At 60.0% G+C, this 25,053-nt stretch carries 22 protein-coding genes; 8 read left to right on the forward strand and 14 right to left on the reverse strand.

Annotation, left to right across the window (positions count from 1 at the left end):
* Positions 1 to 21: 21 nt before the first annotated feature.
* Positions 22 to 2,454 (reverse strand): ATP-dependent helicase, encoded by a 2,433-nt coding sequence (locus ACS5RD_RS19135; RefSeq protein ID WP_489928705.1) that lies wholly within the window; start codon positions 2,452 to 2,454, stop codon positions 22 to 24.
* Positions 2,455 to 2,782: 328 nt separating this feature from the next.
* Between ACS5RD_RS19135 and ACS5RD_RS19140 the strand changes: the two genes are divergently transcribed.
* Positions 2,783 to 6,223: a pyruvate carboxylase gene (locus tag ACS5RD_RS19140; RefSeq protein WP_489928706.1), complete on the forward strand. Its 3,441-nt coding sequence runs from the start codon at positions 2,783 to 2,785 to the stop codon at positions 6,221 to 6,223.
* 156 nt (positions 6,224 to 6,379) lie between these two features.
* On the opposite strand, the gene ACS5RD_RS19145 is transcribed toward ACS5RD_RS19140, so the two are convergent.
* The 5 genes from ACS5RD_RS19145 to phaC all read right to left on the reverse strand — a co-directional run bounded on the left by ACS5RD_RS19145 (position 6,380) and on the right by phaC (position 11,031).
* Positions 6,380 to 6,901 (reverse strand): PhnA domain-containing protein, encoded by a 522-nt coding sequence (locus ACS5RD_RS19145; RefSeq protein WP_489928707.1) that lies wholly within the window; start codon positions 6,899 to 6,901, stop codon positions 6,380 to 6,382.
* A gap of 64 nt (positions 6,902 to 6,965) precedes the next feature.
* The gene (locus ACS5RD_RS19150) at positions 6,966 to 7,913 is read right to left on the reverse strand and encodes a LysR family transcriptional regulator (protein WP_054008004.1); all 948 of its coding nucleotides are present in this window, start codon (positions 7,911 to 7,913) and stop codon (positions 6,966 to 6,968) included.
* A 15-nt stretch (positions 7,914 to 7,928) separates the two neighbouring features.
* Positions 7,929 to 8,483 carry a polyhydroxyalkanoate synthesis repressor PhaR gene (gene phaR / locus ACS5RD_RS19155; protein WP_489928708.1) on the reverse strand — a complete coding sequence of 185 codons (555 nt, stop codon included), beginning with the start codon at positions 8,481 to 8,483 and terminating at the stop codon, positions 7,929 to 7,931.
* Positions 8,484 to 8,615: 132 nt separating this feature from the next.
* Complete coding sequence (locus ACS5RD_RS19160; RefSeq protein ID WP_054008006.1) at positions 8,616 to 9,071, reverse strand: hypothetical protein; 456 nt, start codon at positions 9,069 to 9,071, stop codon at positions 8,616 to 8,618.
* A 154-nt stretch (positions 9,072 to 9,225) separates the two neighbouring features.
* Complete coding sequence (gene phaC / locus ACS5RD_RS19165; protein WP_489928709.1) at positions 9,226 to 11,031, reverse strand: class I poly(R)-hydroxyalkanoic acid synthase; 1,806 nt, start codon at positions 11,029 to 11,031, stop codon at positions 9,226 to 9,228.
* Between the two features lie 104 nt (positions 11,032 to 11,135).
* Here phaC and phaZ point away from each other — a divergent pair, with 104 nt between their 5' ends.
* On the forward strand, positions 11,136 to 12,611 hold the full coding sequence (phaZ, locus tag ACS5RD_RS19170) for a polyhydroxyalkanoate depolymerase (protein ID WP_489928710.1): 1,476 nt from the start codon (positions 11,136 to 11,138) through the stop codon (positions 12,609 to 12,611).
* Positions 12,612 to 12,661: 50 nt separating this feature from the next.
* Here the strand turns inward: phaZ and ACS5RD_RS19175 are convergent, their stop codons facing one another.
* Both ACS5RD_RS19175 and ACS5RD_RS19180 read right to left on the reverse strand, forming a co-directional pair.
* The gene (locus ACS5RD_RS19175; protein WP_489928711.1) at positions 12,662 to 13,378 is read right to left on the reverse strand and encodes an alpha/beta fold hydrolase; all 717 of its coding nucleotides are present in this window, start codon (positions 13,376 to 13,378) and stop codon (positions 12,662 to 12,664) included.
* On the reverse strand, positions 13,378 to 14,133 hold the full coding sequence (locus tag ACS5RD_RS19180) for an alpha/beta hydrolase (protein WP_489928712.1): 756 nt from the start codon (positions 14,131 to 14,133) through the stop codon (positions 13,378 to 13,380). Before ACS5RD_RS19180 ends, ACS5RD_RS19175 begins: the two co-directional genes overlap by 1 nt.
* 125 nt (positions 14,134 to 14,258) lie before the next feature.
* Between ACS5RD_RS19180 and thrS the strand changes: the two genes are divergently transcribed.
* Positions 14,259 to 16,205, forward strand: a complete 1,947-nt coding sequence (gene thrS, locus ACS5RD_RS19185) for a threonine--tRNA ligase (RefSeq protein ID WP_489928713.1) — start codon at positions 14,259 to 14,261, stop codon at positions 16,203 to 16,205.
* A 197-nt stretch (positions 16,206 to 16,402) separates the two neighbouring features.
* On the opposite strand, the gene ACS5RD_RS19190 is transcribed toward thrS, so the two are convergent.
* Positions 16,403 to 16,759, reverse strand: coding sequence for a hypothetical protein (locus ACS5RD_RS19190; RefSeq protein WP_489928714.1), 357 nt, complete (start codon positions 16,757 to 16,759; stop codon positions 16,403 to 16,405).
* Between the two features lie 149 nt (positions 16,760 to 16,908).
* Between ACS5RD_RS19190 and ACS5RD_RS19195 the strand changes: the two genes are divergently transcribed.
* Complete coding sequence (locus ACS5RD_RS19195) at positions 16,909 to 17,115, forward strand: cold-shock protein (protein ID WP_054008012.1); 207 nt, start codon at positions 16,909 to 16,911, stop codon at positions 17,113 to 17,115.
* Between the two features lie 34 nt (positions 17,116 to 17,149).
* Here the strand turns inward: ACS5RD_RS19195 and ACS5RD_RS19200 are convergent, their stop codons facing one another.
* The 3 genes from ACS5RD_RS19200 to ACS5RD_RS19210 all read right to left on the reverse strand — a co-directional run bounded on the left by ACS5RD_RS19200 (position 17,150) and on the right by ACS5RD_RS19210 (position 19,124).
* Positions 17,150 to 17,473, reverse strand: coding sequence for an arsenate reductase family protein (locus tag ACS5RD_RS19200; RefSeq protein ID WP_489928715.1), 324 nt, complete (start codon positions 17,471 to 17,473; stop codon positions 17,150 to 17,152).
* A complete protein-coding gene (locus tag ACS5RD_RS19205; RefSeq protein ID WP_489928716.1) occupies positions 17,470 to 17,874 on the reverse strand; it encodes a DUF2177 family protein in 405 nt (134 codons plus the stop codon). The genes ACS5RD_RS19200 and ACS5RD_RS19205 overlap by 4 nt, the downstream gene beginning before the upstream one ends.
* 128 nt (positions 17,875 to 18,002) lie before the next feature.
* Positions 18,003 to 19,124 carry an acyltransferase family protein gene (locus ACS5RD_RS19210; RefSeq protein WP_489928717.1) on the reverse strand — a complete coding sequence of 374 codons (1,122 nt, stop codon included), beginning with the start codon at positions 19,122 to 19,124 and terminating at the stop codon, positions 18,003 to 18,005.
* Positions 19,125 to 19,302: 178 nt separating this feature from the next.
* Here ACS5RD_RS19210 and ACS5RD_RS19215 point away from each other — a divergent pair, with 178 nt between their 5' ends.
* Genes ACS5RD_RS19215 through ACS5RD_RS19230 form a run of 4 tightly spaced genes read left to right on the forward strand, consistent with a single transcriptional unit; the run spans position 19,303 to position 23,431 of the window.
* Positions 19,303 to 19,908: a CDP-alcohol phosphatidyltransferase family protein gene (locus ACS5RD_RS19215; protein ID WP_489928718.1), complete on the forward strand. Its 606-nt coding sequence runs from the start codon at positions 19,303 to 19,305 to the stop codon at positions 19,906 to 19,908.
* A gap of 54 nt (positions 19,909 to 19,962) precedes the next feature.
* A complete protein-coding gene (locus tag ACS5RD_RS19220) occupies positions 19,963 to 21,147 on the forward strand; it encodes an ABC transporter substrate-binding protein (RefSeq protein ID WP_489928719.1) in 1,185 nt (394 codons plus the stop codon).
* Entirely contained in the window at positions 21,144 to 22,805 is a 1,662-nt protein-coding gene (locus ACS5RD_RS19225) for an ABC transporter permease (protein WP_489928720.1), read from the forward strand. Before ACS5RD_RS19220 ends, ACS5RD_RS19225 begins: the two co-directional genes overlap by 4 nt.
* Positions 22,802 to 23,431 carry an ATP-binding cassette domain-containing protein gene (locus tag ACS5RD_RS19230; RefSeq protein WP_489928721.1) on the forward strand — a complete coding sequence of 210 codons (630 nt, stop codon included), beginning with the start codon at positions 22,802 to 22,804 and terminating at the stop codon, positions 23,429 to 23,431. The genes ACS5RD_RS19225 and ACS5RD_RS19230 overlap by 4 nt, the downstream gene beginning before the upstream one ends.
* 92 nt (positions 23,432 to 23,523) lie before the next feature.
* Here ACS5RD_RS19230 and ACS5RD_RS19235 read toward each other — a convergent pair whose 3' ends face one another.
* A complete protein-coding gene (locus ACS5RD_RS19235) occupies positions 23,524 to 24,000 on the reverse strand; it encodes a dihydrofolate reductase (RefSeq protein ID WP_489928722.1) in 477 nt (158 codons plus the stop codon).
* Positions 24,001 to 24,013: 13 nt separating this feature from the next.
* Positions 24,014 to 24,847 carry a thymidylate synthase gene (locus tag ACS5RD_RS19240; RefSeq protein ID WP_489928723.1) on the reverse strand — a complete coding sequence of 278 codons (834 nt, stop codon included), beginning with the start codon at positions 24,845 to 24,847 and terminating at the stop codon, positions 24,014 to 24,016.
* Between the last annotated feature and the right edge of the window lie 206 nt (positions 24,848 to 25,053).

A 25,053-nucleotide genomic window follows, 5' to 3' on the forward strand; every position in this document is an offset into this window, starting at 1 on the left:
CCCTGCTTTAACCGGTCCGCCCTAAAACGGCACGTCATCGACCTGATGCGCCGGCACCACCCAGCGCGCCACGATCATCTTTGATCCGGCATGGTCAAACTCGATGCTCAGCTTATCGCCCTCAATGCCCATGATCTCGCCATAACCAAACTTGGTGTGAAACACCCGGTCGCCGATGATGTAAGATGACAAAGCCTGCGCGTCGATCGTCACATTGCGCGCCTCACGCGGTTGGCTGACCCCACGCTGCGCCGAGCGGTCCTGCATCCGCTTCCAGCCCGGCGAGTTATAGACATCCGCCTTCACCGCCCGATCTTCCAGCGCAGCGCCATAAGACGGAGCCGCGGCGCCATAGCCACCGCGATGCAGGCTGGGTGGCGTCAGCACCTCGACATGCTTTTCCGGCAACTCGTCAATGAACCGACTGGGTAACTGGCTTTGCCACTGGCCATAAACCCGGCGGTTTGAGGCAAAGGAAATCGTGCAGAGTTCCTCCGCCCGCGTAATGCCGACATAGGCCAGACGGCGTTCTTCCTCCAAACCCTTCTTGCCGGATTCGTCCATCGAGCGTTGGCTCGGGAACAACCCATCCTCCCAACCGGGCAGAAAAACCACCGGGAATTCCAATCCCTTGGCGGCGTGCAGCGTCATGATCGACACTTTCTCCGCCGCTTCCTCGTTGTCATTCTCCATGATCAGGCTGACATGTTCGAGGAAGCCTTGCAGGCTGTCGAACTGCTCCAACGCCTTCACCAGTTCTTTCAGGTTCTCCAACCGCCCCGGCGCTTCCGGCGTTTTGTCGTTCTGCCACATCGAGACATAGCCGGATTCCTCAAGAATAACCTCGGCCAGCCGCACATGGCTGAGATCATTCGCAGGCGGCGTATCCGGCAGCATCGGCTCGATCAGCGCATCTTCGGGCGGCACAACCCGCGCGCCGGTCAAAGCCGCGTGCCAGCGATCCACGCCTTCAACAAAGCCGCGCAACTGCCCGGCCCCCTTGCCGCCAATGCCACCGCGCGCGACCAGACTGCGCGCGCCATCCAGCAGCGGCAGCGCCTGCCCGCGCGCCTCGCGTTGAATATCCTGCTGCGCCTTGTCGCCAAGCCCGCGCTTCGGCAGGTTCACCACCCGCTCAAACGCCAGATCGTCCTCCGGCGAGACCGCCAACCGGAAATAGGCCATCGCGTCGCGGATTTCCTGGCGTTCATAGAACCGAGGCCCACCAATCACCCGATACGGCAACCCGATGGTCAAGAACCGATCCTCAAACGCCCGCATTTGGTGCGAGGCCCGCACCAGAATCGCCATACCGTTCAACGAGGTCGCTTCAATGCCGCGCCGCCCGCGCTGGGTGGCCTCAATCTCTTCGCCAATCCAGCGGGCTTCTTCCTCGCCATCCCAATGGCCGATCAGCCGCACCTTTTCGCCCTGTGCGCCCGCCGTCCACAGCGTCTTGCCCAAACGGTCGGCGTTGGCGGCAATAATCCCCGAGGCGGCGGCGAGAATATGCGCGGTCGAGCGGTAATTCTGCTCCAGCCGCACCACCTTGGCGCCCGGAAAATCCTTCTCAAACCGCAGGATGTTGCCAACCTCAGCCCCGCGCCAGCCGTAGATCGACTGATCATCATCGCCGACGCAGCAGATGTTGCGATGGCCCTGCGCCAAGAGCCGCAGCCAGAGATATTGCGCAACGTTGGTGTCTTGGTATTCGTCGACGAGGATGTATTTGAACCAGCGCTGATACTGCGCCAGCACATCTTCATGCTTCTGGAAAATCACCACGCAATGCAGCAGCAGATCGCCAAAATCGGTGGCGTTCAGGGTGCGCAGCCGCTCTTGATACTGGGCATACAGTTCCGTGCCACGGTTGTTGTAGGCCGAAGCTTCCGACGACGGCACCCGGTCCGGCGTCATCGCGCGGTTCTTCCAGCTATCAATCATCGAGGCCAACATCCGCGCGGGCCAACGTTTTTCGTCGATATTCGCCGCCGCAATCAACTGCTTCAGCAGCCGCAACTGATCATCTGTATCCAGAATGGTGAAGTTGCTTTTCAACCCCACCAGTTCGGCATGGCGGCGCAGGATCTTCACTGACAGTGAGTGGAAAGTGCCCATCCACGCCATGCCCTCAGCGACATCGCCCAGCAACCGCCCGACCCGCAGCTTCATCTCACGCGCGGCTTTGTTGGTGAAGGTCACCGACAAAATCTCACGCGGGCTCGCCTTGCCCTTGTTCAAAAGATGCACGATCCGCGAGGTCAGCGCCTTGGTCTTGCCCGTCCCCGCCCCCGCCAGCATCAAAACCGGGCCGTCCAAAGCCTCGACCGCTTCACGCTGCGCCGGGTTCAGATCGTCGAGATAGGGTGCTGGCCGCGCTGCCCCTCGGCCAAGCGCGCGCTGTGACAGCGGCACGGCCGCCGCAAAAGCATCTTCGTCATCGGTCCAGCTCATCGCGCTAACTTAGCCGGGTTCGCGGCCAAGATAAAGCAGTGTTCCCGCATTGTTCACAGGAAACTTTTGCGTTTATCTCGCTTCTGTTGCGCTGCGATTTTCAGCACTTTGCCCAAGGCTTCAGCCATTCTGCCAAAAACCCCGCGCCATCTTCGCATATCGCCCATTTTTCAGGCAACGAATCGTCCCTTCTGCAACGGTCGGATGTTAGCGCCCGACATATCGCAAATCTGTCATATCATGGCGTTTCCGCCCCTTGCGCTGCACCGCAGCGTGGCTAGTGTACGAACTCGATCACGCCCACTCCCCCGTTACCCGGAGCAGCCTTATGACCGAATTCAAGAAAATCCTCATCGCCAACCGCGGCGAAATTGCGATCCGCGTGATGCGGGCAGCCAATGAGATGGGCAAAAAGACCGTCGCCGTCTATGCCGAGGAAGATAAACTCAGCCTGCACCGTTTCAAAGCGGATGAGGCCTATCTGATCGGTGAGGGCCTGTCCCCGGTCGGCGCTTATCTCTCGATCCCGGAGATCATCCGGGTGGCGCGGGCCTGTGGTGCCGATGCGATCCACCCCGGCTATGGTTTGCTGTCGGAAAACCCTGATTTCGTCGATGCCTGCGATCAGGCCGGCATTACCTTTATCGGCCCGAAAGCCGACACCATGCGCGCCTTGGGCGACAAAGCTTCTGCCCGCCGGGTGGCTATGGCCGCTGGCGTTCCGGTGATCCCGGCCACCGAAGTTCTGGGCGATGATTTCGATGCTATCAAGAAAGAGGCGGCTGCGGTCGGCTATCCCTTGATGCTGAAAGCCTCATGGGGCGGTGGTGGGCGTGGCATGCGGCCGATCCTGTCGGAATCCGAATTGGTCGATAAGGTCCGCGAGGGTCGTCGTGAGGCTGAGGCCGCTTTTGGCAACGGCGAAGGTTATCTGGAAAAAATGATCATCCGCGCGCGGCATGTTGAGGTGCAAATCCTTGGCGACAAGCATGGTGCGATCTATCACCTCTATGAACGCGACTGCACCGTACAGCGCCGCAACCAAAAGGTGGTCGAGCGCGCCCCTGCCCCGTATCTGACCGACGCCCAGCGCGCCGAGGTTTGCGATCTGGGTCGCCGGATCTGCGCCTATGTCGGCTATGAATGTGCCGGCACCGTCGAATTCCTGATGGATATGGACAACCAGCAGTTCTATTTCATCGAGGTCAATCCACGCGTTCAGGTCGAGCATACCGTCACCGAACAAGTCACCGGCATCGACATCGTCCAAGCGCAAATCCTGATTGCCGAAGGTAAAACCTTGGCCGAAGCCACCGGCAAGGCCAACCAAGAAGAAATCCACCTGACCGGCCACGCCCTGCAATGCCGCGTCACCACCGAAGACCCGCAAAACAACTTCATCCCGGATTATGGCCGCCTGACCGCCTACCGCTCTGCCACCGGCAATGGCATTCGTCTGGATGGCGGTACTGCCTACGCGGGCGGCGTGATCACCCGCTATTACGATTCGCTGCTGGTCAAAGTGACGGCCACCGCCCAAACTCCGAAAGCCGCCATCGCGCGGATGGACCGGGCGTTGCGCGAATTCCGTATTCGCGGGGTTTCGACCAACATCGAATTCGTCATCAACCTGCTGAAGCACCCGACCTTCCTCGATGACACCTACACCACCAAATTCATCGACACGACGCCCGAGCTGTTCCAGTTCAAGAAACGCCGCGACCGTGCGACGAAAATCCTGACCTATATCGCGGATATCACCGTCAACGGGCATCCCGAAACCGCTGGCCGCAACAAACCCCATGCCGAGGCCCGCACGCCAAAGGCCCCGAAAGCCTTGGTCGAGCCAGCAATGGGCACCCGCAACCTGCTGGAACAACACGGGCCTCAAGCCGTTGCCGACTGGATGAGCAAACAGCAAAAGCTGCTGTTGACCGACACCACCATGCGCGACGGCCACCAATCGCTGCTCGCCACCCGCATGCGCTCGATCGATATGATCAAGGTCGCCCCCGCCTACGCCGCCAACCTGCCGCAGCTGTTCTCGGTCGAATGTTGGGGGGGGGCGACCTTTGATGTCGCCTACCGCTTCCTGCAGGAATGTCCGTGGCAGCGCCTGCGCGATCTGCGCGCATTGATGCCGAATGTGATGACGCAAATGCTGCTGCGCGCCTCTAACGGCGTCGGCTACACCAACTATCCCGACAATGTGGTGCAGGCGTTTGTGAAGCAGGCGGCCAGCACCGGCGTCGATGTGTTCCGGGTGTTCGACTCACTCAACTGGGTCGAAAACATGCGCGTCGCGATGGATGCGGTGCTGGAGGCCAACAAGGTCTGCGAAGGCACCGTCTGCTATACTGGCGATATGCTTGACCCGGATCGCGCCAAATATAACCTGAAATACTACGTCGATACCGCGAAACAGTTGAAAGTCGCAGGCGCGCATGTGCTGGGGCTGAAGGATATGGCGGGGCTGTTAAAACCCGCCGCCGCCAAATTGCTGATCAAGACGCTGAAGCAAGAGGTCGGCTTGCCGATCCACTTCCACACCCATGATACCTCGGGTGCAGCCGCAGCCACGATCATTGCGGCGTCGGATGCAGGCGTCGATTGCGTCGATGCGGCGATGGATGCGTTCTCGGGCGGCACCTCGCAGCCCTGCTTGGGCTCGATTGTCGAGGCTTTGCGCCACACTGACCGCGATACGGGTCTTGATATGGCCGCGATCCGCTCAATCTCCAACTATTGGGAAGCCGTGCGCGGCCAATACGCGGCGTTTGAATCCGGTATCCCCGCGCCCGCGTCAGAAGTCTACCTGCACGAAATGCCCGGCGGCCAGTTCACCAACCTGAAAGCTCAAGCGCGCTCGCTGGGCCTCGAAGAACGCTGGCATGAGGTGGCGCAGGCTTACGCTGACGCCAACCAGATGTTTGGCGATATCGTGAAAGTCACGCCTTCGTCGAAGGTCGTGGGTGACATGGCGCTGATGATGGTGGCGCAAGGTCTGACCCGCAAGCAGGTGGAAGACCCGAAGATCGACGTCGCCTTCCCCGAGTCGGTGGTCGATATGCTGAAAGGCAACCTCGGCCAGCCGCATGGTGGCTGGCCCGCGGGGATTTCCAAAAAGGTGCTGAAGGGCGAAGTCGCCTCAACCGCCCGCCCCGGCGAAAGCTTGGCACCCGTTGACCTAGCGGCGGTGCGGGCGAAACTGTCCGAAGAACTTGGCGGCTTCAAGATCGACGACGAAGATCTGAACGGCTACCTGATGTATCCGAAAGTCTTCCTCGATTATATGGGCCGCCATAGGGCTTACGGCCCGGTGCGCACGCTGCCGACGCGGACGTTCTTTTACGGCATGATCCCCGGCGAAGAAATCACCGCCGAGATTGACCCCGGCAAAAAGCTGGAAGTTCGCCTGCAAGCGGTGGGGGAGACCACCGATGACGGCGAAGTGAAGGTGTTCTTTGAGCTGAACGGTCAACCCCGCGTGATCAAGGTGGCTAACCGCGCGATCAAAGCGAAAGTTGCGGCCAAGCCGAAAGCCGTTGAGGGCAATCCGGGCCATATCGGGGCGCCGATGCCCGGCTCGATTGCATCTGTCGCCGTGGTGGCAGGCCAGAAAGTCAGCGCGGGCGATTTGCTGCTGACCATTGAAGCGATGAAGATGGAAACCGGCATCCACGCCGACCGCGCCGCTGTGGTGAAGGCGTTGCATGTGCATCCGGGCAGCCAGATTGATGCTAAGGATCTGCTTGTCGAGTTGGAATGAACCCGGCCGATTTTTGAGAAAAATCGTGCTCCCTAACATGAAACCCCGCGCCAGATGGTGCGGGGTTTATACGTTCAAACGTTAAGAAAGTCTGAATCTCGACTTGTAAGATATTGATATTACTTCATATCAAAAAGGTCCCGAGTTGGGACCGCCCTAAATCTTCTTCACAAACGCAGTCAAAATCACGATCCGCTGATCCTCAACCCGGCCTTCAATTTGCTCGGGATTGTCCGCCACCAAAGAAATCCGCCGCACCGCAGTGCCCCGCTTGGCGGTGAAATTCGCGCCCTTCACCACCAGATCCTTGATCAACATCACAGAGTCGCCGTGGGCCAGCAAAACCCCATTGCTGTCGCGATGCTCGACACTGGCGGCAACTTCCGTCCACCCTTGCACCTCATCCGACAACACCATGCCCTCGCGCGCCTCAACCGCCCAAGGCTCGGCCAACTGCCCGAATTTGCGCCAGACCGCCAATTGCACCGCAGGCTCTGCCGACCAAGCGGCACCCTCCAGACAGCGCCAATGCGAGGCATCGGCGGGCACATCTTCGCGGCAGGCGGGGCAAAGTGCCACCTCACCCGCAGGCGGCACATCGACCGCAGCCAGATCGGCTGTTGCGCCGCAGAATTCGCAAGCATTGCCCGCGCGGGCCAGAAGATCGGAAAGTGCCATGATATATCCTTTGGTTTCCTCCAGCCCTAGACCCCGCATCCAGCAAAGGCCAGCACAAAGCGGGTCAGAGCACCCGCAGCGTCTCACCCAGCCAAGGCCATTCCGCCTGCGCCGGGGCGACGATTTGCGCCGCGATCAGGCCGCGCAGACGGCTGGCAATCTGGCGCGGCATCTCACGCAGCACGCCTTCGCGGGCGGAAAGCGAGAGGGTGCGTTGCAGGGGTTCAAACGGCAGCGGGGCGACGTCGATCGCCGCGTGAAAACGGGCGGCATGGTGCAGCGCCAGCGGGGTCAGGATCGTCCAGCCCTGCCCGCCCGCGACCATTGCCAAGATCGCATGGTAGCTGTCGAGTTCAAAGCGATGCGCCAACCGCAGGTTTTGCCGCGCCAGATGGCCCGCGATCTGGCGGCCCATCACATGTCTGGCGGTGTATTGGATCAAGGGCAGATCGGTATGGCTGCGACCTTTTGGGGTAATGGCGAGGAAGGGTTCGGCCAGCAGCGGATGCACCTCGCGCCAGCCTTGATCGGCGGTGTCGGAGTCGAGATCAGCGGCGACGACAATATCCAGTGATCGGGTTTCCAGCTGATCCAGCAGGCGGTGGCTGGCCCCGGTTTCCAGCAGGAAACGACAGCCTTTGAGCTCCCCCGCCAAGGCTGACAAAAGACTGGGCGTCACCTCGGCGTCGAAATCTTCGATCATGCCCAGCCGCAGGGTGGTCAGGCCAGAAAGATCCGCCACCGCCAGATCGGCGCGGGCCTCTGCTTCGGCGTTCAGGATGGTTTGGGCGTGGCGACGAAACATCGCGCCCGCTGGCGTCAGCCGCATCGGACGGGCGGAGCGGTCTAACAGCACGGCGGCGAGGGCCGTTTCCAGCCCCGTCAGCTGCTGACTGATCGCCGAGGGGCTGACCCCTAAGCGTTTCGCAGCCGCAGAAATCGCGCCTTCTTCGGCGACGGCGAGGAAAACCTCGATCCCCCAAAGCGTGACGCGTCCCTGTTGTTCTGCCATCTAAAATACGGGCATTTACAGCTTCGACAGCTTTTTCTGCAGCTCGGCGAATTGCTTTTTGATCTCGGCCAATTCCTCAGCCGGGTCTTGCGCGGCATCTTCTTTGGCTGGGCCAGAGCCTGACCAGCCCGGAACGCCGCCCATCATGGTTTTCATGAAGGCTTCTTGCTGCTTGCGCATCAGATCAAACCCCGGCATCGCGGTCAGCGGATTCGGGATCGCGTTCATGTTCTCGATGACCTTGGTGGGACCATCACGCAGCATCTCAAAGCTGGCGGCGAGAAATTGCGGCACCACGGATTGAATGTTGGTGGTGTAGCTGCGCACCAGATCGGTCAGCACATTGGTCGGCAGAACGGTGTCGCCCTTGGATTCGTGTTCCGCGACGATCTGCAACAGATATTGCCGGGTCAGGTCATCACCGGATTTCAGATCGACAATCTGCACCTCGCGGCCCGCGCGGATGAAGCCCGCAATGTCTTCAAGCGTGACGTAATCAGACGTCTCGGTGTTATAGAGACGACGGCTGGCATAGCGCTTGATCAACAGCGGCTTAGCAGGTTCGGCCATAGTTCTCTCCCCGAGATATTGCAGTGCAGAGAAAGTCTAGGACAGTGCAGCATAAAAAGAAAGGGCGGGCACAATGGCCCGCCCTGCACATCCCCACTTAGGGAGGAAATTGGGATGCGCTATCCTTGCGGATTACTTGGCAGCGGTCGCCGCGGTGGCTTTTTTGGTCGCAGCGGTCACTTCGTCGGTGGCTTTTTTGACAACAGCCGAAGCTTCAGCCGAAACGTCTTTGCCAGCAGCAAGCATCAGTTCAACGGTTTCCATCTGCACTTTTTTCGCCACTTCAGCGAAAGCAGCCATGTTTTCCGAAGCCAGTTCGGCAGCAGCCGAAGCAAAGTCGGTCACGGCTTTGGTGTAGTCAGCCGGCTCGGATTTAGCTTTGGCAGCGCCCGACAGCTTGGCGATGGTCTCTTTTGCCCATTTGGACGAGATTTCGGTCGATTTTTCAGCAGCTTCCAGAGCCACTTTCGACAGTTTCTCGCCAAAAGCAGCTTGGGTTTTGAAAGCGTTCTGGAACGCCGAAGCGTCTACCGGGAACTTTGCCATCATGTCCTGCATAACTTTGGTGAAGTCATTCGCGTTGGTCATTGTATGCTCCTACAGGTGTGCGGGAGACAGCCCCGCTTTTCGATGAGCCAGATATAAATGCTGCAGTGCAGCATTGCAAGTGAATTTTCTGCAACGCGGCAATGACAGTGTCGCAGGGCGCGCGCAGGCTTACCTTACGGAAAGCCCTGCAAACTCAACCTTTTGGCGAATCTGGCTGTTGCGACACATAGGTGCCTGGTGCGGCGCAAAGCACCGGATGGACCGAATCACCTGGGATGCGGGCGGGCACCTGCCCCCCCGCTTGTGCGGCGAGCCATGTCCCCCACCGCGGCCACCAACTGCCACTGTTGAAGGTGGCACTTGCCATCCAGTCATCCGGTGCGCCTGCAACGGGGCCCGCATTGGTGTAATGGCCGTATTTGCCTTTCGAGGGCGGGTTGATGATGCCCGCGACATGGCCCGATTGCGAGACGATGAAGGTTTTGTCGGTCGACCCCATCTGCTTGAAGCCGTTAAAGCTGCCGCGCCAATGCGCGATATGATCGGTTTCACAGGCAATGGCGCAAACCGGGATCTGGATATCCTTCAGGCTGACGTTATGACCGAAGACTTTATATGTACCCTGCGCCAACCCATCATCCTGGCAAAGCCCGCGCAGGTATTCGATTGCCATTTTGCACGGCAGATTGGTGCCGTCGCCGTTCCAATACAAAAGGTCAAACGCCGGGGGGGCTTCGCCCATCATATAGCTTTTGATCGCCGGGCCGTAGATCAGATCATTCGAGCGCAGATAGCTGAAGGTGCGGCTCATGAAGGTTTTCGACAACATGCCATCACTGATGCTTTGGCGTTCGATACCGTCGAGGAAGTCGTTGTCGAGGAAGACGCCGACCTCGCCCGGATCAGAGAAATCGGTCAACATGGTGAAGAAGGTCGCCGATTTCACCGAAGTGTCGCCCGCGCGGTGCAGGTGCGACAGCGTCAGGCTGAGGGTGGTGCCCGCGATGCAATAGCCGACCGCGTTGATCTGTTTTTGATCGGTGATCCGGCGCACCTCGGCCATCGCGGTGAGGTAGCCTTCGCGGATGTAATCATCCATGCCAACATCAGCATAAGAGGCATCCGGGTTGACCCATGAGACGATGAACAGTGTGAAACCCTGATCGACGATCCATTTGATCAGCGAGTTTTGCGGCTTCAGATCCATCACGTAGAATTTGTTGATCCACGGCGGGAAGATCAGCAGCGGGGTTTGAAAAACCGTTTCGGTGCTGGGGGAATACTGGATCAGTTCCAGCATCCGGTTGCGAAACACCACGGCTCCGGGGGTGGTGGCGATGTTTTCACCGAGCACGAACGCCTCACGGTCGGCCAAAGTCACCGCGAGTTCGCCATTGTTGGCCTCAATATCGGCGACAAGGTTCTCAAGCCCGCGCACGAGGCTTTCGCCATCGGTCGCCACGGCTTTTTCCAAAGCATCCGGGTTGGTGCCAAGGAAATTGGTCGGCGACAGCATATCGACAATCTGCTTGGTGAAATATTCGACGCGCTTTTTGTCGCCGGGGTCGATGGATTCCATATCGCCGACGGCATCGCGCACCGCCTCAGCGTTGAACAAATACTGCTGTTTCAGATAGTTGAACGCCGGATGGGTATCCCATAGCGGATTGGCAAAGCGGCGATCTTTTGGGCCGGGATCGGCGGGGGCGCGGATTTCACCCGAGGCGAGGGCCCGCTGCGCCTCGACATAATGCTTCATGGTCTTGCCCCAATAGGCGACCTGATGCTCCAGCACCTTGGCCGGATTCTGCATCATCCCGGCCAGATAGGCTGCGGCGGCTTTCATATACATGTCTTGCCCCGGACCTTGCACGCCGGGGTCGGAAGACTTTTTATTCGCCAAAGCCGCCATCAAACGCGCTGACAATGCTTCAATTTTGGCAAGATTAGCAGTCATCTTCTCTAATTTTGCACCTGCAGCAGTGTCTTCGGTTGTCATGTTAATTTTTAACCCCTATTCTTTCTGCTGTGCAGCATAACGTCGCCCCGCCACAAGGGCCCGACGACGATTGGGCCGGGGCCCTACCCCCGCAAGGAATCGTGATGAAGTATATGGCGACCTACGACCTTATGGAAAGCATTCGTAACACCAATGAGTGGATGGGCGCCACCGCGCGCGCCATGGCATCCTATCCGGCGTTTTCGATGACGATGAACCCGATGCTGAATGTGATGGCTGCTTGGGGCGAGGTGACCGAACGCAGCTTTGGCCGCATGGTGGTCAAGCCCGATTGGGGCATCCGCTCAATTCCGGGGCCCGATGCGCAAGACCATTTGGTTGATGTGGTGCCGGTGGTGGAGCGTGCTTTTGGCAGCCTGATGCAGTTCAAAGTGCGCCGCCGTGCGCCGATGGCCCGCAAAGTGATGCTGGTGGCCCCAATGTCGGGACATTATGCCACACTGCTGCGTTCGACCGTGTCCAGCCTGCTGCCGGACGCCGATGTCTATATCACCGATTGGCACAATGCCCGCGACATTCCGGTGTCGGAAGGCAAGTTCGATATTGAAGATTACACGCTGTATCTGGTCGAGTTCATGCGGGCACTCGGCCCTGATACCCATGTGATTGCGGTGTGTCAGCCAGCGCCACTGACCTTGGCAGCGACTGCCTATCTTGCGGCGGAAGAGCCCGATGCACAGCCGCGCTCGCTGACCCTGATCGGCGGGCCGATTGACCCCGATGCGGCCGCGACCGATGTGACCGACTTTGGCCGCCGAATCACCATGGGCCAGTTGGAGCAGATCGCGATCCAGCGCGTCGGCTTCAAATACAAAGGCGTCGGCCGGTTGGTCTATCCGGGTTTGCTGCAACTGCAAAGCTTCATGTCGATGAATTCTGAGCGGCACTCGAAAGCGTTCAGCGATCAGATCATGCGGGTGGCGCAGGGCGATGCCTCGGATCACGACGCGCATAACCGCTTTTACGACGAATATCTGGCGGTGATGGATATGACCGCCGAATTCTACCTTTCCACCGTCGAGCGGATCTTCAAGAACCGTGAGATTGCGAAGAATGAATTCATCGTTGCGGGCAAAAAGGTCGATATCGGGGCGATCACACGCGTTGCGGTCATGACGGTTGAGGGCGAGAATGATGACATTTCCGCCCCCGGCCAATGCGTCGCCGCGCTGGATATGCTGACCGGACTGCCTGACAGCAAGAAGGCGCAACACCTTGAACCCGGCGCGGGCCATTACGGCATCTTCGCGGGCAAAAGCTGGCGGCTGAACATCCGGCCGTTGGTGTTGTCGTTCATCGACGCCAATTCGGGGGCAGCACCCGTTGTCCAAGCGCCCGTGGCACCAGCACCGATTGCAGCAGCAGATATTGAAGAACCTGTTGTCGCAGCACCTGTTGCAGTAGAGCCTGCTGCTGCAGCGCCGGTTGTCGCAGCACCCGTTGCAGTAGAGCCAGTTGCCGAAACACCCGTTGTCGCAGCGCCAGTTGCCGAAACACCCGTCACCTCAGCCGCGGCTGCGAACGTCACCCGACTGTCTTCGGTAAAGTCCAGGCGCTAACGACTTGTTATTGCAACAAAGGCTCGAGGGGAAACCTTCGGGCCTTTTTCCTATCGCAGCATCATCGGCCCGGCGAGGAATTCCTCAATGGCCTTGGACACCACCTCGGGCTGCTCCAAACTCGCCAAATGCCCGGCGGCCTCGATCACCAACAGTTTGCCATAGGGCATCAGATTGGCAGTGAATTCCTGCCTACGCATCGGCACCAATGTATCGGCTTGGCCTGCGATCACCAACACCGGCAGCTTCACTCGCCGCATGGTTTTCTGCTGATCGGGCCTACGTTGCAAGGCGCGCGATTGCCGCAAAAACACGCCCTCGCCCAAGCCCAACGCCATATCCTGCACCAAGGCCATGATCTCGTCGCGCCAATCGGCCTCGACAATCGCCGAAAGCGGAATCTCCTGCCGCATCGCCTCGGCCAAGCGCCCCGATTTCGCGGCGACAATCCGGGCTTCGCGGGCGGCGGCGGCTTGTGGCGGTTCCGACAAAGGATCGGTCGCCATTAGCACCACACGGGTGACGCGATCTGGCACCCGCCGGATCAGATCCAGCGCAATATCGCCGCCCAAGCCATGCCCCAACAGCGCGAATTTCTCGGGCAGGCCGGGCAGGACGGCCTCTGACATCTGCTCCACCGTCTCGCCCTTGGTCGGCAACACCACCTGCATCGCCCGCGCCGCCCCTAAGCGCACCATCTGCGGCAAAAACAGCCGCGCATCGGCCATCAGGCCGGGGATCAGTACCAAGGGTTCGGGATGCGGCATCAGTTTGTGGCCTTCAGCACATCGGCGATGGCGTCAGTGATTAAGGCAAGGCAAGCGGGGGTGGAAAAGCGGTGATCGGCATCTTTCACCAAAGTCAGGCGGATATCCTCGCCCGTGGCGTGATCCAGCAGACGCAGCGCGACCGAGGGCGGCACGTCAATATCAGCGGTGCCTTGCAGCAAGCGGGTGGGGAAATTCAGCGGCAAAGCCGTGCGCAGAACCAGCCGATTGCGACCCTCCTCGATCAGGCGGCGGGTGATGATATAGGGGCTGTCGGCATAGTCCGACGGCAAGCCGATCTGGCCTTTGTCCATGATATTAGCACGTTGCGCGTCGGTGAAATCCGCCCACATGCTGTCTTCGGTAAAGTCAGGTGCCGCAGCGATGCCGACCAGACCGACAATCCGCGCTGGGATCGCCTTGGCCACCAGCAGCGAAATCCAGCCGCCCATCGACGAGCCCACCAGCACCAGCGGCCCCGAAGTGACCGCCTCTATCACCGCCAAAGCATCCTCGAACCAATCGCCAATCGCGCCGTCGAGAAAATCACCCGAGGAAACTCCATGCCCGGAATAGTCCAAGCGCAGAAAGCTACGCCCAGCGGCCTCAGCCCAATCCTGCAAATACACCGCCTTGGTCCCGGTCATATCCGATTTGAAACCGCCCAAAAACACCACGCAAGGCCCCTGCCCCTTGGTGAAATGATAGGCAATCCGGCGGCCCTGCGGCGTGGTCAACTGGTGCGGTTCGGTCATGCTGCCTCACTTTTTCTTCACCTTAGCCGCCTGCGGTTGACAAGGCCACGGGCGATAGGCAAAACCCCGCTCACATAACCCGCAACCGGGCGTTTCGTAGGCGCCAAAACGACGAGGAGGACGAAATGTCCCAGATTTCCCTGACGTTCCCTGATGGCAATAAGCGCGATTACGCCGCCGGCGTGACGGCTGCCGAGGTGGCTATGTCCATCGCACCGGGTCTGGCGAAGAAAGCCATCTCCGCCACGGTCAACGGCGCGCATTACGACCTGCAGTGGCCGATCGACGCCGATTCCAGCATCGCCATCCACACTTTGGCCGATGGTGCCCAAGCGCTGGAGCTGATCCGCCACGATGCCGCCCACATCATGGCGCGCGCGGTGCAGGAAATCTGGCCGGATGTGAAAGTCACCATTGGTCCGGTGCGCGATTACGGCTGGTTTTATGATTTCGACCGCGCCGAGCCGTTCACGCCGGAGGATCTTGGCCAGATCGAAGCGAAGATGAAGCAGATCATCAACGCCCGCGATCCGGTGCGCACCGAAATCTGGGACCGCGCCCGCGCTGTCAAATTCTACGAAGACAAGAACGAGCCGTTCAAGGTCGAGCTGATCAACCGCATCCCCGAGGGTGAAGACCTGCGGATGTATTGGCATGGGCATTGGCAGGATTTCTGCCGTGGCCCGCATTTCGCCCACACCGGCCAAGTCCCCGCCGATGCCTTCAAGCTGACGCATGTGGCGGGGGCCTATTGGCTCGGCGATGCCTCACGCCCAATGTTGCAGCGCATCTATGGTCTGGCGTTCAAGAACCGCGACGACCTCAAAGCCCATATGACCATGCTGGAGGAGGCCGCCAAGCGCGACCACCGCAAGCTCGGGCGTGAGATGGACCTGTTCCACATCCAAGACGAAGCGCCGGGCATGGTGTTCTGGCATCCGCATGGCTGGACGGTTTACCGTCAGTTGGAAGATTATATGCGCGGGCGTCAAAAGGCGGCGGGCTATAAGGAAATCAAGACGCCACAAGTGGTTGACCGTGTGCTGTGGGAGAAATCCGGCCATTGGGAAGCTTACCGCGAGAATATGTTCATCGTCGAAGTTGACGAGGAAGGCGCGAAGGAAAAGCGCATCAACGCGCTGAAACCGATGAATTGCCCCTGCCATGTGCAGATCTTCAACCAAGGCTTGAAGTCATATCGCGACCTGCCGCTGCGGCTGGCCGAGTTCGGCTCCTGCCACCGTTATGAGTCGTCAGGTTCCATGCATGGCCTGATGCGGGTGCGGGGCTTTACGCAAGACGATGCGCATATCTTCTGCACCGAGGATCAGATCGGCAGCGAGTGCGAGGCCTTCATCAAGCTGCTGGCCAGCGTCTATAAAGACCTCGGCTTTGACGGCTTTGAGATCAAATTCTCCACCCGCCCGGATGTCCGCATCGGTTCGGATGAGACATGGGATAAGGTCGAGGGCATGCTGGAGGCCGCGATCAAGGCCGCAGGCGTGGCTTATGAGGTCGATCCGGGTGAAGGCGCGTTCTATGGCCCGAAGCTGGATTTCAAACTGACCGACGCGATTGGCCGCAAATGGCAGTGTGGCACATTCCAAGTTGATCCGAACCTGCCGGTGCGGCTGGATGCGGAGTATGTCGGCGAGGATGGCGCAAAGCACCGCCCCTACATGCTGCACCGCGCGATCCTCGGCTCATTCGAGCGTTTTATCGGCATTCTGATCGAAAACTACGCTGGAAAACTGCCGTTCTGGCTGGCGCCGCGTCAGGTCGTGGTGGCCTCGATTGTGTCCGATGCCGACCCGTTCGTGCATGAGATCACCAATGCTTTGATCAAAGCCGGGGTGCGGGCCGAGGCTGACACCCGCAATGAGAAGATCAACTACAAGGTGCGCGAACATTCTGTCGGCAAGGTTCCGGTGATCCTTGCAGTTGGGATGAAAGAAGTCGAAGATCGTACGGTGTCTGTGCGCCGCTTGGGTGACAACCGCACCGAGACGCTTAGCTTGGATCAGGCCTTGGCCGAGTTTGGCTTTGCCGCTTTGCCGCCGTCGGGGCACTGAAACCTGCTCAATTTCATCTTGGCCTAAATATCCCCGCCGGAGGCTTCCGCCGAAACCGCGCAAGCCTCCGGCGGGAGTATTTCAGAAAGAGCAAATCCAAGACCCGGCAGCGCCGCTGAGTGGTGGCTCCGCTCGGCGGAAATCGCGCGCCCAGCGCGTCTTCTGATCCGCCTCCCACCACCCGAGGCGGCCCCTGTTTAATGGGTATCCGGTTGCCGCGCGGCCAGTGCCAACAGGCCGCCAAGGCCGCACATCGCAATCGGGAACATCGTGAAGACGTTGAATCCGAAGGCGACATAGATCCCCACCGCCGAGGCCAGCATCAAAACCCCCGCTGGAATATTTTGCGACCGCGCCATCGCCGCCCCTGCAATCGCAAGGATCGGGGCCAGAAAGCTGGCCATTTTGATCACCATCGGATGATCGACTTGGTTGCCGAAATCGCCAATCGCGCCGTGGCTGGCCACGAACTCGGTATAGCCATAGCCAAAAAACCCAACAATCATGGCCAAAACGCCGCCAATCAAGCCTAAAGTCAGTGCAGCGTTTCTCACCCGAATCTCCGTGCTTGATTTTCGCCTAAGGTTTGGCATGATTTCATCAGTGACGACAGACTTTCTGAACGCCTAGCTTGGCCCGGAAGACCTGGATTGCACGGCCCGGGGTAATATCGCCTCGGGAGGGTTGAGATAGGAGAGACGGCATGCCAACCGGCACCGTAAAATGGTTCAACAGCACAAAGGGCTACGGCTTTATTGCGCCCGATGATGGCGGGAAGGATATCTTCGTTCACATCTCGGCAGTCGAGCGCGCCGGATTGAAGGGCCTGAATGACAACCAGAAGATCGGCTTCGAGCTGCAATCTGGTCGTGACGGCAAGGAATCCGCTGGCGATCTGCGGTTGCTTTAAAGTTTGAAAGCGGCCCTTCAGGGGGCCGTTTTCCTTACAGCAGGGCCGCTTGCACCGCGTCATCCCAGCCGAGGTAGTATTTGCCATCGGCCTCAATCACTGGTCGTTTCATCACGGCCGGTTGGGCTGCAATTTGTGCCTCGGGGTCCGAGGCTTTCAGGAAATCGTTGAAACCGCGATAGGTGGTGGACTGCTTGTTCACCGCGCGATCACCAAATTCTATCACGATCTTGTCGATCTCGGCCTCGGAAAGCGGTTCCGCGCGGACGTCGCGGAAGGTCACAGATTTGCCCGCCGCCTCCAGCGCTTTCAGGGCTTTCTTGCAGGTGTCGCAGGTGGAGATGCCGTAGAGGATCATTGCAGGCCTTTGAATATCATCTTGGTCAAAGAGACCCCGCCCCAAGCCGAGGCGGCGGTCAGGAAGGTGCCCCAGATCAGATCAGTCGCGACCATCTCGGGGCTCCAGGCTTTCATAACCGCGTAGCTGGTGAATTCATAGGTGCCGTAGGCCATCGCGCCCAAGATCGCGGCGGGCAGGACGACGGGGGTGTCGGATTTCAGGCCGGGGATTGAAATCAGGTACAACAGGCCCGCGATATAGGCGGCGTAGAAGGCAGCGGCGGGAAGGTAGCGGATTTCGGGTAGTAGTTGATCGCCGAGGTGGCGGCGGAACAACGGCTGCATGTGCAGGGTCAGCATCACGGCATCGAGGATTAGGAAGATCAGCGCAGTCAGGATATAGAGGGTTGCGATTTGCATGGGGCTCTCCTTTGGCCGGAAGGTAGGCTGCGGGGTGAGTTTGGCGAGGGGTTTTCGGAGGGTCCCAACTCGGGACCTTTTGGATGCGTTTAATATCAAGGCGTTAACTGGGTCGTTTTAACGGAAAATTAAGGTTTTGCCGCAAACAGCCGCCGGATTTGGCCATTCAGCCGTGGCAGATACCACGCCTCCCAGCGCAAAACCGGATAGGCGAAGGTGATGGCGAAAGCCCAGGTGGCGATGAAAGCGGCGATCAGTTGCAGCGGTGCGCCAAGGCTGGCGGCGTTCACATAAACGAAGCTGCCGAGGGTCAGCACGCCGATGGTGTGGCTGATGTAGAGCGGGAAGGACCAGCGGCCGCACAACTGACCGATCCGCCCGAGCAAAAACCCCGGCGTGGCACTGGGCGTGGTGACGCACAGCACGATCAAAGCCGCACCCAGCATCGACTGTCCGGCAACCGGAGAGCCAACCAAGATCAACCCCAGCACACCCATGCAAATCGCCAGCGGTTTTGGCAAAAAATAGCGGTGGCTGTAGCCGTAGGCCAGCCCGGCCCCGACGGTGAACGTCCAGCCATATCCGTGCGGAATCATCAGATTGACCGCAATCACAGCCAACATCAGGCCCGCTTTGATAAGGCATTGCCGTTTGTGCGCCAAAACACGGGGGCGGAACAGACCTGCCAATGCGAAGGCCGCAAACAGCGCAAGCAGACTGCCATAGAATTCGACAACCATGGTCCATAGGTTCGAATTGAACTGCAAAGTGCGATAGCGCAGAAACACCGTGATGCTTTCTTTCACCGCACGCAGCAGGCTGATGTCTTGGGTTTGATCGGTATAGGCGAATTTTTCCAACCAGTCAGACCCGGCCAAAATCGCCGCTTCGCCATTGTAATTCAACTGAAACCGCAGGGCGAGATAGCCCAGCAAGACCCCATAAGCGGCGGGTGGCCACAGCCGGGGCAAGCGCTTGATTGCGGCACCGATCAGCCCTTTGGCATCGCCGCTTTCGAAATACTTCAGCGTCAACACAAAGCCCGACAGCAAGAAGAACACATAGACCGCTCCGGTGCCGTTGAGCAGCCAGCCCAAGCTGTAAGCGGGCAAGCCCCGAGACATTTGGGCCTTGAACGCGGGCAAGAACCCCAAGGCGAAATGGTGCAAAACCACAACGACCGAGGCATAGCCGCGCAGAGCTTCAAGCGCACGCAGGCTGGGATTGGTGGCTCGGTCCAATGGTAGCACGGGCAACTCCGGTGGTGACTGGCAAATCGGTCACGGGTGTGTAGCGCATTTACCCCCCCCTGAGAGAGGGCGATTTCGCGGCAATCGCGCAAAATGCTCACGTTTTTGGCATTGGTGTGAAAAACGCTCGGCGGATCGACGTAACCTCCTATGCTGGCGACGAAATATGGGGGCACGCATGATCGACGCCAAACTTTTGCCGTTGCAGCACAGGCTGTTGCAACGGCCCGCGCGCGGGCTTGCGCGCCGGGTCACGGCGGATCAAGTCTCGCTCGCCGGGTTTGCTTTGGGCGCGCTGACGGTGCCTGCCTTGGCGTTTGGTCTTTATGGGCTGGCGCTGGCTTTGCTGCTGTTGAACCGGTTGGCGGATGGCTTGGATGGTGCTGTTGCGCGGCTTATCGGGCCGACGGATCGCGGGGCGTTTTTGGATATTGCGCTGGATTTCGTGTTTTACGCGCTGTTTCCACTGGGGTTTGCTTTGGCTGATCCGGGAGTGAATGCCCTGCCCGCCGCCGTGCTGATCGCCAGTTTTGTCGGCACCGGATCATCGTTTCTGGCCTTTGCCAGCATTGCGGCGCGGCGCGGTTTGACGGCGGCGGACTATCCCAGCAAGGGGATTTATTATCTCGGCGGCTTGACAGAAGGCTTTGAAACCATTGCGGTCTTTGCCGCGATGGCGTTGTTTCCTGCGTGGTTTTCCGTTCTGGCTTATGGCTATGCGGCGGCCTGTTGTCTGACCACGGCTTTGCGGTGGCGGATGGGTTGGCAGGCCTTTGCCTCCTAATGCGCGCGGGCTATATCTTGCTGATATGATATGATTTTTGACATTGGAGTTGCCATGAAACTGCCGCTGGTTGCCACCCTTGGGCTGCTGTTCGCCTCGCCTGCCTTTGCCGATTGGACGCAGACTTTGGCCGAAGCGAAGGGGCAAACGGTGTATTTCAACGCTTGGGGCGGCGATGCGCGCACCAATGCGTTTATCGCTTGGGTCGGCACGCAGACCGAGGCGCTGTATGATGTGAAGGTTGAGCAGGTGAAGCTGACCGACACGGCGGAGGCGGTGACGCGGGTGATTTCCGAGAAAGCGGCGGGGCAGGATACGGATGGCTCGGTCGATCTGATTTGGATCAACGGGCCGAATTTTCTGGCGATGAAAGAGCAGGGTTTGCTGCACGGGCCGTTTTTGGCGGGTCTGCCGAATGCGCGTTATCTCGATTTGGGGTCTGCGTCGGCGGCCTCGGTAGATTTTACCGTGCCGGTGGATGGCATGGAAAGCCCGTGGCGGCTGGCGAAGTTTGTGTTCAGCTACGACAGCGCCAAGGTGACGGAGGTGCCTGCGGATATGGTCGGATTTGTCGATTGGGCGGCGGCGCATAAGGGCCGGATGACGCATCCGGACCCGTCGAATTTCATGGGGGCGACGTTTCTGAAGCAGGCGCTGATTGAGCTCGCGCCTGACCCAAGCGTGTTGCAGCAGCCGGTGACCGAGGAAGCGTTTGCTACGGCGACGGTGCCGCTTTGGGCGTGGTATGACGCGTTGCGGCCGAACCTGTGGCAGGGCGGGGCGACGTTTCCGGCCAGTGGTGAGGTGCAGAGCCAGATGCTGAATGATGGCGAGGTCGATATTGCGATGTCGTTTGATCCGGCCTCGACCGCGGCGGCGATTGCCGAAGGGACATTGCCCGAGACCGCGCGGGTGTTCGTGCCGAAAGCGGGCAGTATTGGCAATATCAGCTTCGTGGCTATCCCCTATAATGCGGCCCATGCGGCGGGGGCGGAGGTGGTGGCGAACTTTTTGCTAGAGCCCGCCACGCAAGCGCATATGCAGGATATTACGGTTTTGGGCTCGTTTGCGGTGCTGGACCCGGCGCGGTTGGATGCGGCGGGCAAGGCCGGGTTTGCGGCTTTGCCGCAGGCTGCGGCCCTGCCTGCGTTGGAGGATCTGGGGCCGGTGTTGTTGGAGCCGCATGCCAGTTGGATGACGCGGCTGGTCGCGGAATGGGCCAAGCGTTACACCAAATGAGCAAGTTGCGCGGCGCGGTTTTGGCGGTGGTACTGCTGGGGCTGATCGCGCCGATTGTGGTGGGATTGGCCGAAACCGCGCGCGCGGCCTTTGGGGTGTTGCCGGCTTTGGGGTTACGCGCATGGTCGTTGGAGCCGTGGCGGATGCTGCTGGCCCAGCCGGGGTTTGCGAGTAGTGTGCGGTTGACGCTGGTGACGGGGCTGGGCTCGACCCTGATCGCGCTGGCCTTGGCGATGGGGTTTTGTGCCAGCGTGCCGGGGCGGATGCGTTGGCTGGCCCCGTTTCTGGCGACACCACACGCGGCGATGGCGGTGGGGTTGGCGTTTGTTTTGGCCCCCTCGGGCTGGATTGCGCGGGTTTTGGCACCGGTGATGGGATGGGCTTCGCCGCCGGATCTGGCGACAGTGCATGACGGTTGGGGGCTGGCGCTGATGCTGGGGCTGGTGGTGAAGGAACTGCCGTTTTTGCTGTTGGTGATGGCGTCGGGGCTGGCACAACTGCCGGTGGCACATCACATCGCAGCGGGGCGGGCGATGGGCTATGGGCCGGGGGTGGCGTGGATCAAGCTGATCTTGCCGCAGCTTTGGCCGCTGATCCGGCTGCCGGTTTGGGTGGTGCTGGCCTACGGGCTGTCAGTGGTGGATATGGCGATCATTCTGGGGCCGTCGAACCCGCCAACTTTGGCGGTGGCGGTGCTGCGCTGGTTCAATGCGGCCGATGTGGCGATGATCCTGCCTGCCTCGGCGGGGGGGCTATTGCAAGCGGGGCTGGTGGTGGGCTGTATTGCTGCGCTTTGGGGCGCGGAGGTTGTGCTGCGCGGGATCGGGCGCTGGTGGTTGCGGCGCGGCGGGCGGGGGGTGTCTTGGGCGCCGGGTTTGCAGGTGGCGCGGGTTGGGGTGTGGGGGCTAATGGGGTTAGCTTTGGCAGCGCTGCTGTCGCTACTGGTGTGGTCGCTGACCTGGCGGTGGTCTTATCCGATGATCTGGCCCGAACGCTGGTCTGGCGCGCTTTGGATGAGCGCGATGTGGAGTAAGGCCTTGATGAATACGCTGATTTTGTCGGGGGTGACGATGATGCTGTCGCTGCTGCTGGCGGTGTTCTGGTTGGAGGCGGAAGAAGACCTCACGCGCGCAGCTTGGGCAGAGGCGTTGATTTATCTGCCACTGCTGATGCCGCAGATTGGGTTTCTCTATGGGCTGAACGTGGTGTTTTTGCGGGCGGGCATCTCGGGCGGCTATATAGCAGTGGTCTGGGCGCAGGCCTTGTTCGTGTTTCCCTATGTGATGATCGCCTTGTCAGAGCCGTGGCGGGCCTTGGATGCGCGGTTGCTGCGGGTGGCGGCAGCTTTGGGCGCGGGGCGCTGGCGGCGGTTGTTCACACTGCGCTTGCCGATGTTGCTTGGCCCGATCATGACCGCAGGCGCGATTGGCGTGGCGGTGTCGGTGGCGCAATATCTGCCGACGTTGTTTTTGGGCGCGGGGCGGATTGCGACACTGACGACCGAGGCGGTGACGTTGTCGTCGGGCTCAGATCGCCGGGTGACGGCGGTGTATGCCAGCCTGCAAGCCGCCCTGCCCTTTGCAGCCTATGCGCTGGCGGCGCTGATCCCGGCGTGGTGGCATCGCAACAGGCGCGATCTGCGCGGAGGTGGGGTGTGAGTCTGGAACTGGTGGAGCTTTCGGTGCAGCGGGCGGGGGTAGCGTTGTTCGCGCCCTTGTCATTACAGGTGGCCTGTGGGGCGGTGGCGACGGTGATGGGACCGTCTGGGGTGGGCAAATCGACCCTGCTGGATGCGATTGGCGGCCATCTGGCGCATGGGTTTTCCTGCACGGGCCGCGTGCTGGTGCAGGGCCGCGATATGACCACCCTGCCCGCCGAGGCGCGGCGGATCGGGGTGATGTTTCAGGACGCGCTGCTGTTTCCGCATTTGTCGCTGGGGGACAATCTGGCGTTTGGGCTACCTGCTGCGGTGAGGGGCCGGGCAATGCGGCGGGCGGCGGTGGAGGCGGCTTTGGCGCAAGCGGGGCTGCAAGACATGTATCTGCGTGACCCCGCGACGCTATCCGGTGGACAGCGGGCGCGGGCGGCTTTGATGCGGGCGCTGTTGGCCGAGCCTTTGGCCTTGCTGTTGGATGAGCCGTTTTCCAAGCTGGATGCGGGTTTGCGCGGTGAGATGCGGCGGTTCTTGTTCGGCCATCTGCGCGCACGCGGCATTGCGACCTTGATGGTGACGCATGATCCCGAGGATGCGGCGGAGGCTGGCGGGGCGGTGGTGGTTTTGTAAGGGTTGGATTGTGGGACACCCCGGGGGCTCCCCCCCGGACCCCGAGGATATTTGAGCGCAGAGGATGACAATTTTAGATAAGTTTTAGAGAGTCAGCGGCGGAGGTATTCTGTGGCGGTGCAAATGGGAGCCTCTCCACGCAATGGGATCGAGGACAGTTGCTGCCAGTCTTTTGCGTCAAAATCCGGGAAGAAGGCGTCGGCATCAGGGATATCTAGCGCGACTTCGGTGATCAGCAGGCGATCCGCCAGGGGCAGCAGCGCGCGGTAGATGCCTGCGCCACCGATGCCATAGGAGCGGGCATAGCCGCTGGCGCGGGCAAATGTGAGGGCAGCTTCGGGAGTTGCGAAGACATGCTCGGTCAGGGATTTGTCAGACGAGACCACGCAATTCAGCCGGTTTTTCAACGGCTTGAACGGCAGGCTTTCCCAGGTTTTGCGGCCCATGATGATCGCGCCTCCGGTGGTTTCGCGTTGAAAGAACGCCAGATCCTCGGGCGCGTGCCATGGGATCAGGTTGTCTTTGCCGATAGCCCCATTGCGGGCGCGGGCGACGACGAGGCTGAGCATCAGATCGGCCCCCTTACACAGCCACGGGGGCTTTGATGGCGGGATCGGGATCGTAGTTCAGAAACTCAAAATCTTCATATTTGAAATCAAAAATCGAGCTGACTTGCCGCTTGATCCGCAGGGTTGGCAAGGCTTTTGGGCTGCGGGCGAGTTGGGTCTGCACCTGTTCCATGTGGTTGGTATAGATATGCGCGTCGCCCATGGTGTGGATGAAATCGCCCGGCTCGTAGCCCGTGACATGCGCCAACATACTTTGCAGCAGCGCATAAGAGGCGATGTTGAACGGCACACCGAGGAACATATCGGCCGAGCGTTGGTAGAGTTGCAGATGAAGTTTACGCCCGACGATGCGAACTTGCCAAAGGGTGTGGCAGGGCGGCAGCGCCATATTGGGCACCTCGCCAGGGTTCCAGGCCGAGACGATCAGGCGGCGGCTGTCGGGGGTTTTACGAATCGCGGTGACCAGATCGGCGATCTGATCGACGCTGTCGGCGTAGTAAAGTGGGCGGCCTTGCGGGTCGTCGCCCGCCGGGGTCAATTTCGGAAACCGCCGCCATTGCGCGCCATAGACCGGGCCAAGATCGCCGTTTTCATCGGCCCATTCATCCCAGATGCCGACGCCATTGGCCTTGAGATAGCCGATATTGGTGTCGCCATTCAGGAACCACAACAGCTCGTGGATGATGGATTTCAGGTGCAATTTCTTGGAGGTGACCAGAGGAAAGCCTTGCGAAAGATCGTAGCGGCTCTGCATGCCAAAATACGAAATCGTCCCGGTGCCGGTGCGGTCGGTCGAGGTTTGGCCCTCGGCCAGCACGCGGCGCAATGCGTCGAGATAGGTTTGCACGTCTGTGTTCCGTTTGGCTTGAGGGTTTTGGTTTTACGAGCGCGCGACAAGCTGTTGTCAGGTTTTCGGGTGGTTTGTCTATATATAGACAGGTTCGCAGCTCCGCGCCAAGACCGAAGCGGCAGCATGGGGAGTGATGCGGTGTGGGCACAGCGGTGAAAGATTGATCGATAAAATCGAATCTGCTTTGACTTTCATGGGTTTTG

The organism is Cypionkella sp. PAMC25878 (assembly GCF_058135695.1).

Bases quoted from the DNA above. Each gene is read 5' to 3' on its own strand.
- ACS5RD_RS19145 (WP_489928707.1), bottom strand. From the start codon at position 6,901: ATGGCACTTTCCGATCTTCTGGCCCGCGCGGGCAATGCTTGCGAATTC.
- thrS (WP_489928713.1), top strand. From the start codon at position 14,259: ATGTCCCAGATTTCCCTGACGTTCCCTGATGGCAATAAGCGCGATTAC.
- ACS5RD_RS19150 (WP_054008004.1), bottom strand. From the start codon at position 7,913: ATGGCAGAACAACAGGGACGCGTCACGCTTTGGGGGATCGAGGTTTTC.
- phaR (WP_489928708.1), bottom strand. From the start codon at position 8,483: ATGGCCGAACCTGCTAAGCCGCTGTTGATCAAGCGCTATGCCAGCCGT.
- ACS5RD_RS19195 (WP_054008012.1), top strand. From the start codon at position 16,909: ATGCCAACCGGCACCGTAAAATGGTTCAACAGCACAAAGGGCTACGGC.
- phaZ (WP_489928710.1), top strand. From the start codon at position 11,136: ATGAAGTATATGGCGACCTACGACCTTATGGAAAGCATTCGTAACACC.
- ACS5RD_RS19135 (WP_489928705.1), bottom strand. From the start codon at position 2,454: ATGAGCTGGACCGATGACGAAGATGCTTTTGCGGCGGCCGTGCCGCTG.
- ACS5RD_RS19160 (WP_054008006.1), bottom strand. From the start codon at position 9,071: ATGACCAACGCGAATGACTTCACCAAAGTTATGCAGGACATGATGGCA.
- ACS5RD_RS19235 (WP_489928722.1), bottom strand. From the start codon at position 24,000: ATGCTCAGCCTCGTCGTCGCCCGCGCCCGCAATGGGGCTATCGGCAAA.
- ACS5RD_RS19180 (WP_489928712.1), bottom strand. From the start codon at position 14,133: ATGACCGAACCGCACCAGTTGACCACGCCGCAGGGCCGCCGGATTGCC.
- ACS5RD_RS19225 (WP_489928720.1), top strand. From the start codon at position 21,144: ATGAGCAAGTTGCGCGGCGCGGTTTTGGCGGTGGTACTGCTGGGGCTG.
- ACS5RD_RS19215 (WP_489928718.1), top strand. From the start codon at position 19,303: ATGATCGACGCCAAACTTTTGCCGTTGCAGCACAGGCTGTTGCAACGG.
- ACS5RD_RS19200 (WP_489928715.1), bottom strand. From the start codon at position 17,473: ATGATCCTCTACGGCATCTCCACCTGCGACACCTGCAAGAAAGCCCTG.
- ACS5RD_RS19220 (WP_489928719.1), top strand. From the start codon at position 19,963: ATGAAACTGCCGCTGGTTGCCACCCTTGGGCTGCTGTTCGCCTCGCCT.
- ACS5RD_RS19175 (WP_489928711.1), bottom strand. From the start codon at position 13,378: ATGCCGCATCCCGAACCCTTGGTACTGATCCCCGGCCTGATGGCCGAT.
- phaC (WP_489928709.1), bottom strand. From the start codon at position 11,031: ATGACAACCGAAGACACTGCTGCAGGTGCAAAATTAGAGAAGATGACT.
- ACS5RD_RS19205 (WP_489928716.1), bottom strand. From the start codon at position 17,874: ATGCAAATCGCAACCCTCTATATCCTGACTGCGCTGATCTTCCTAATC.
- ACS5RD_RS19140 (WP_489928706.1), top strand. From the start codon at position 2,783: ATGACCGAATTCAAGAAAATCCTCATCGCCAACCGCGGCGAAATTGCG.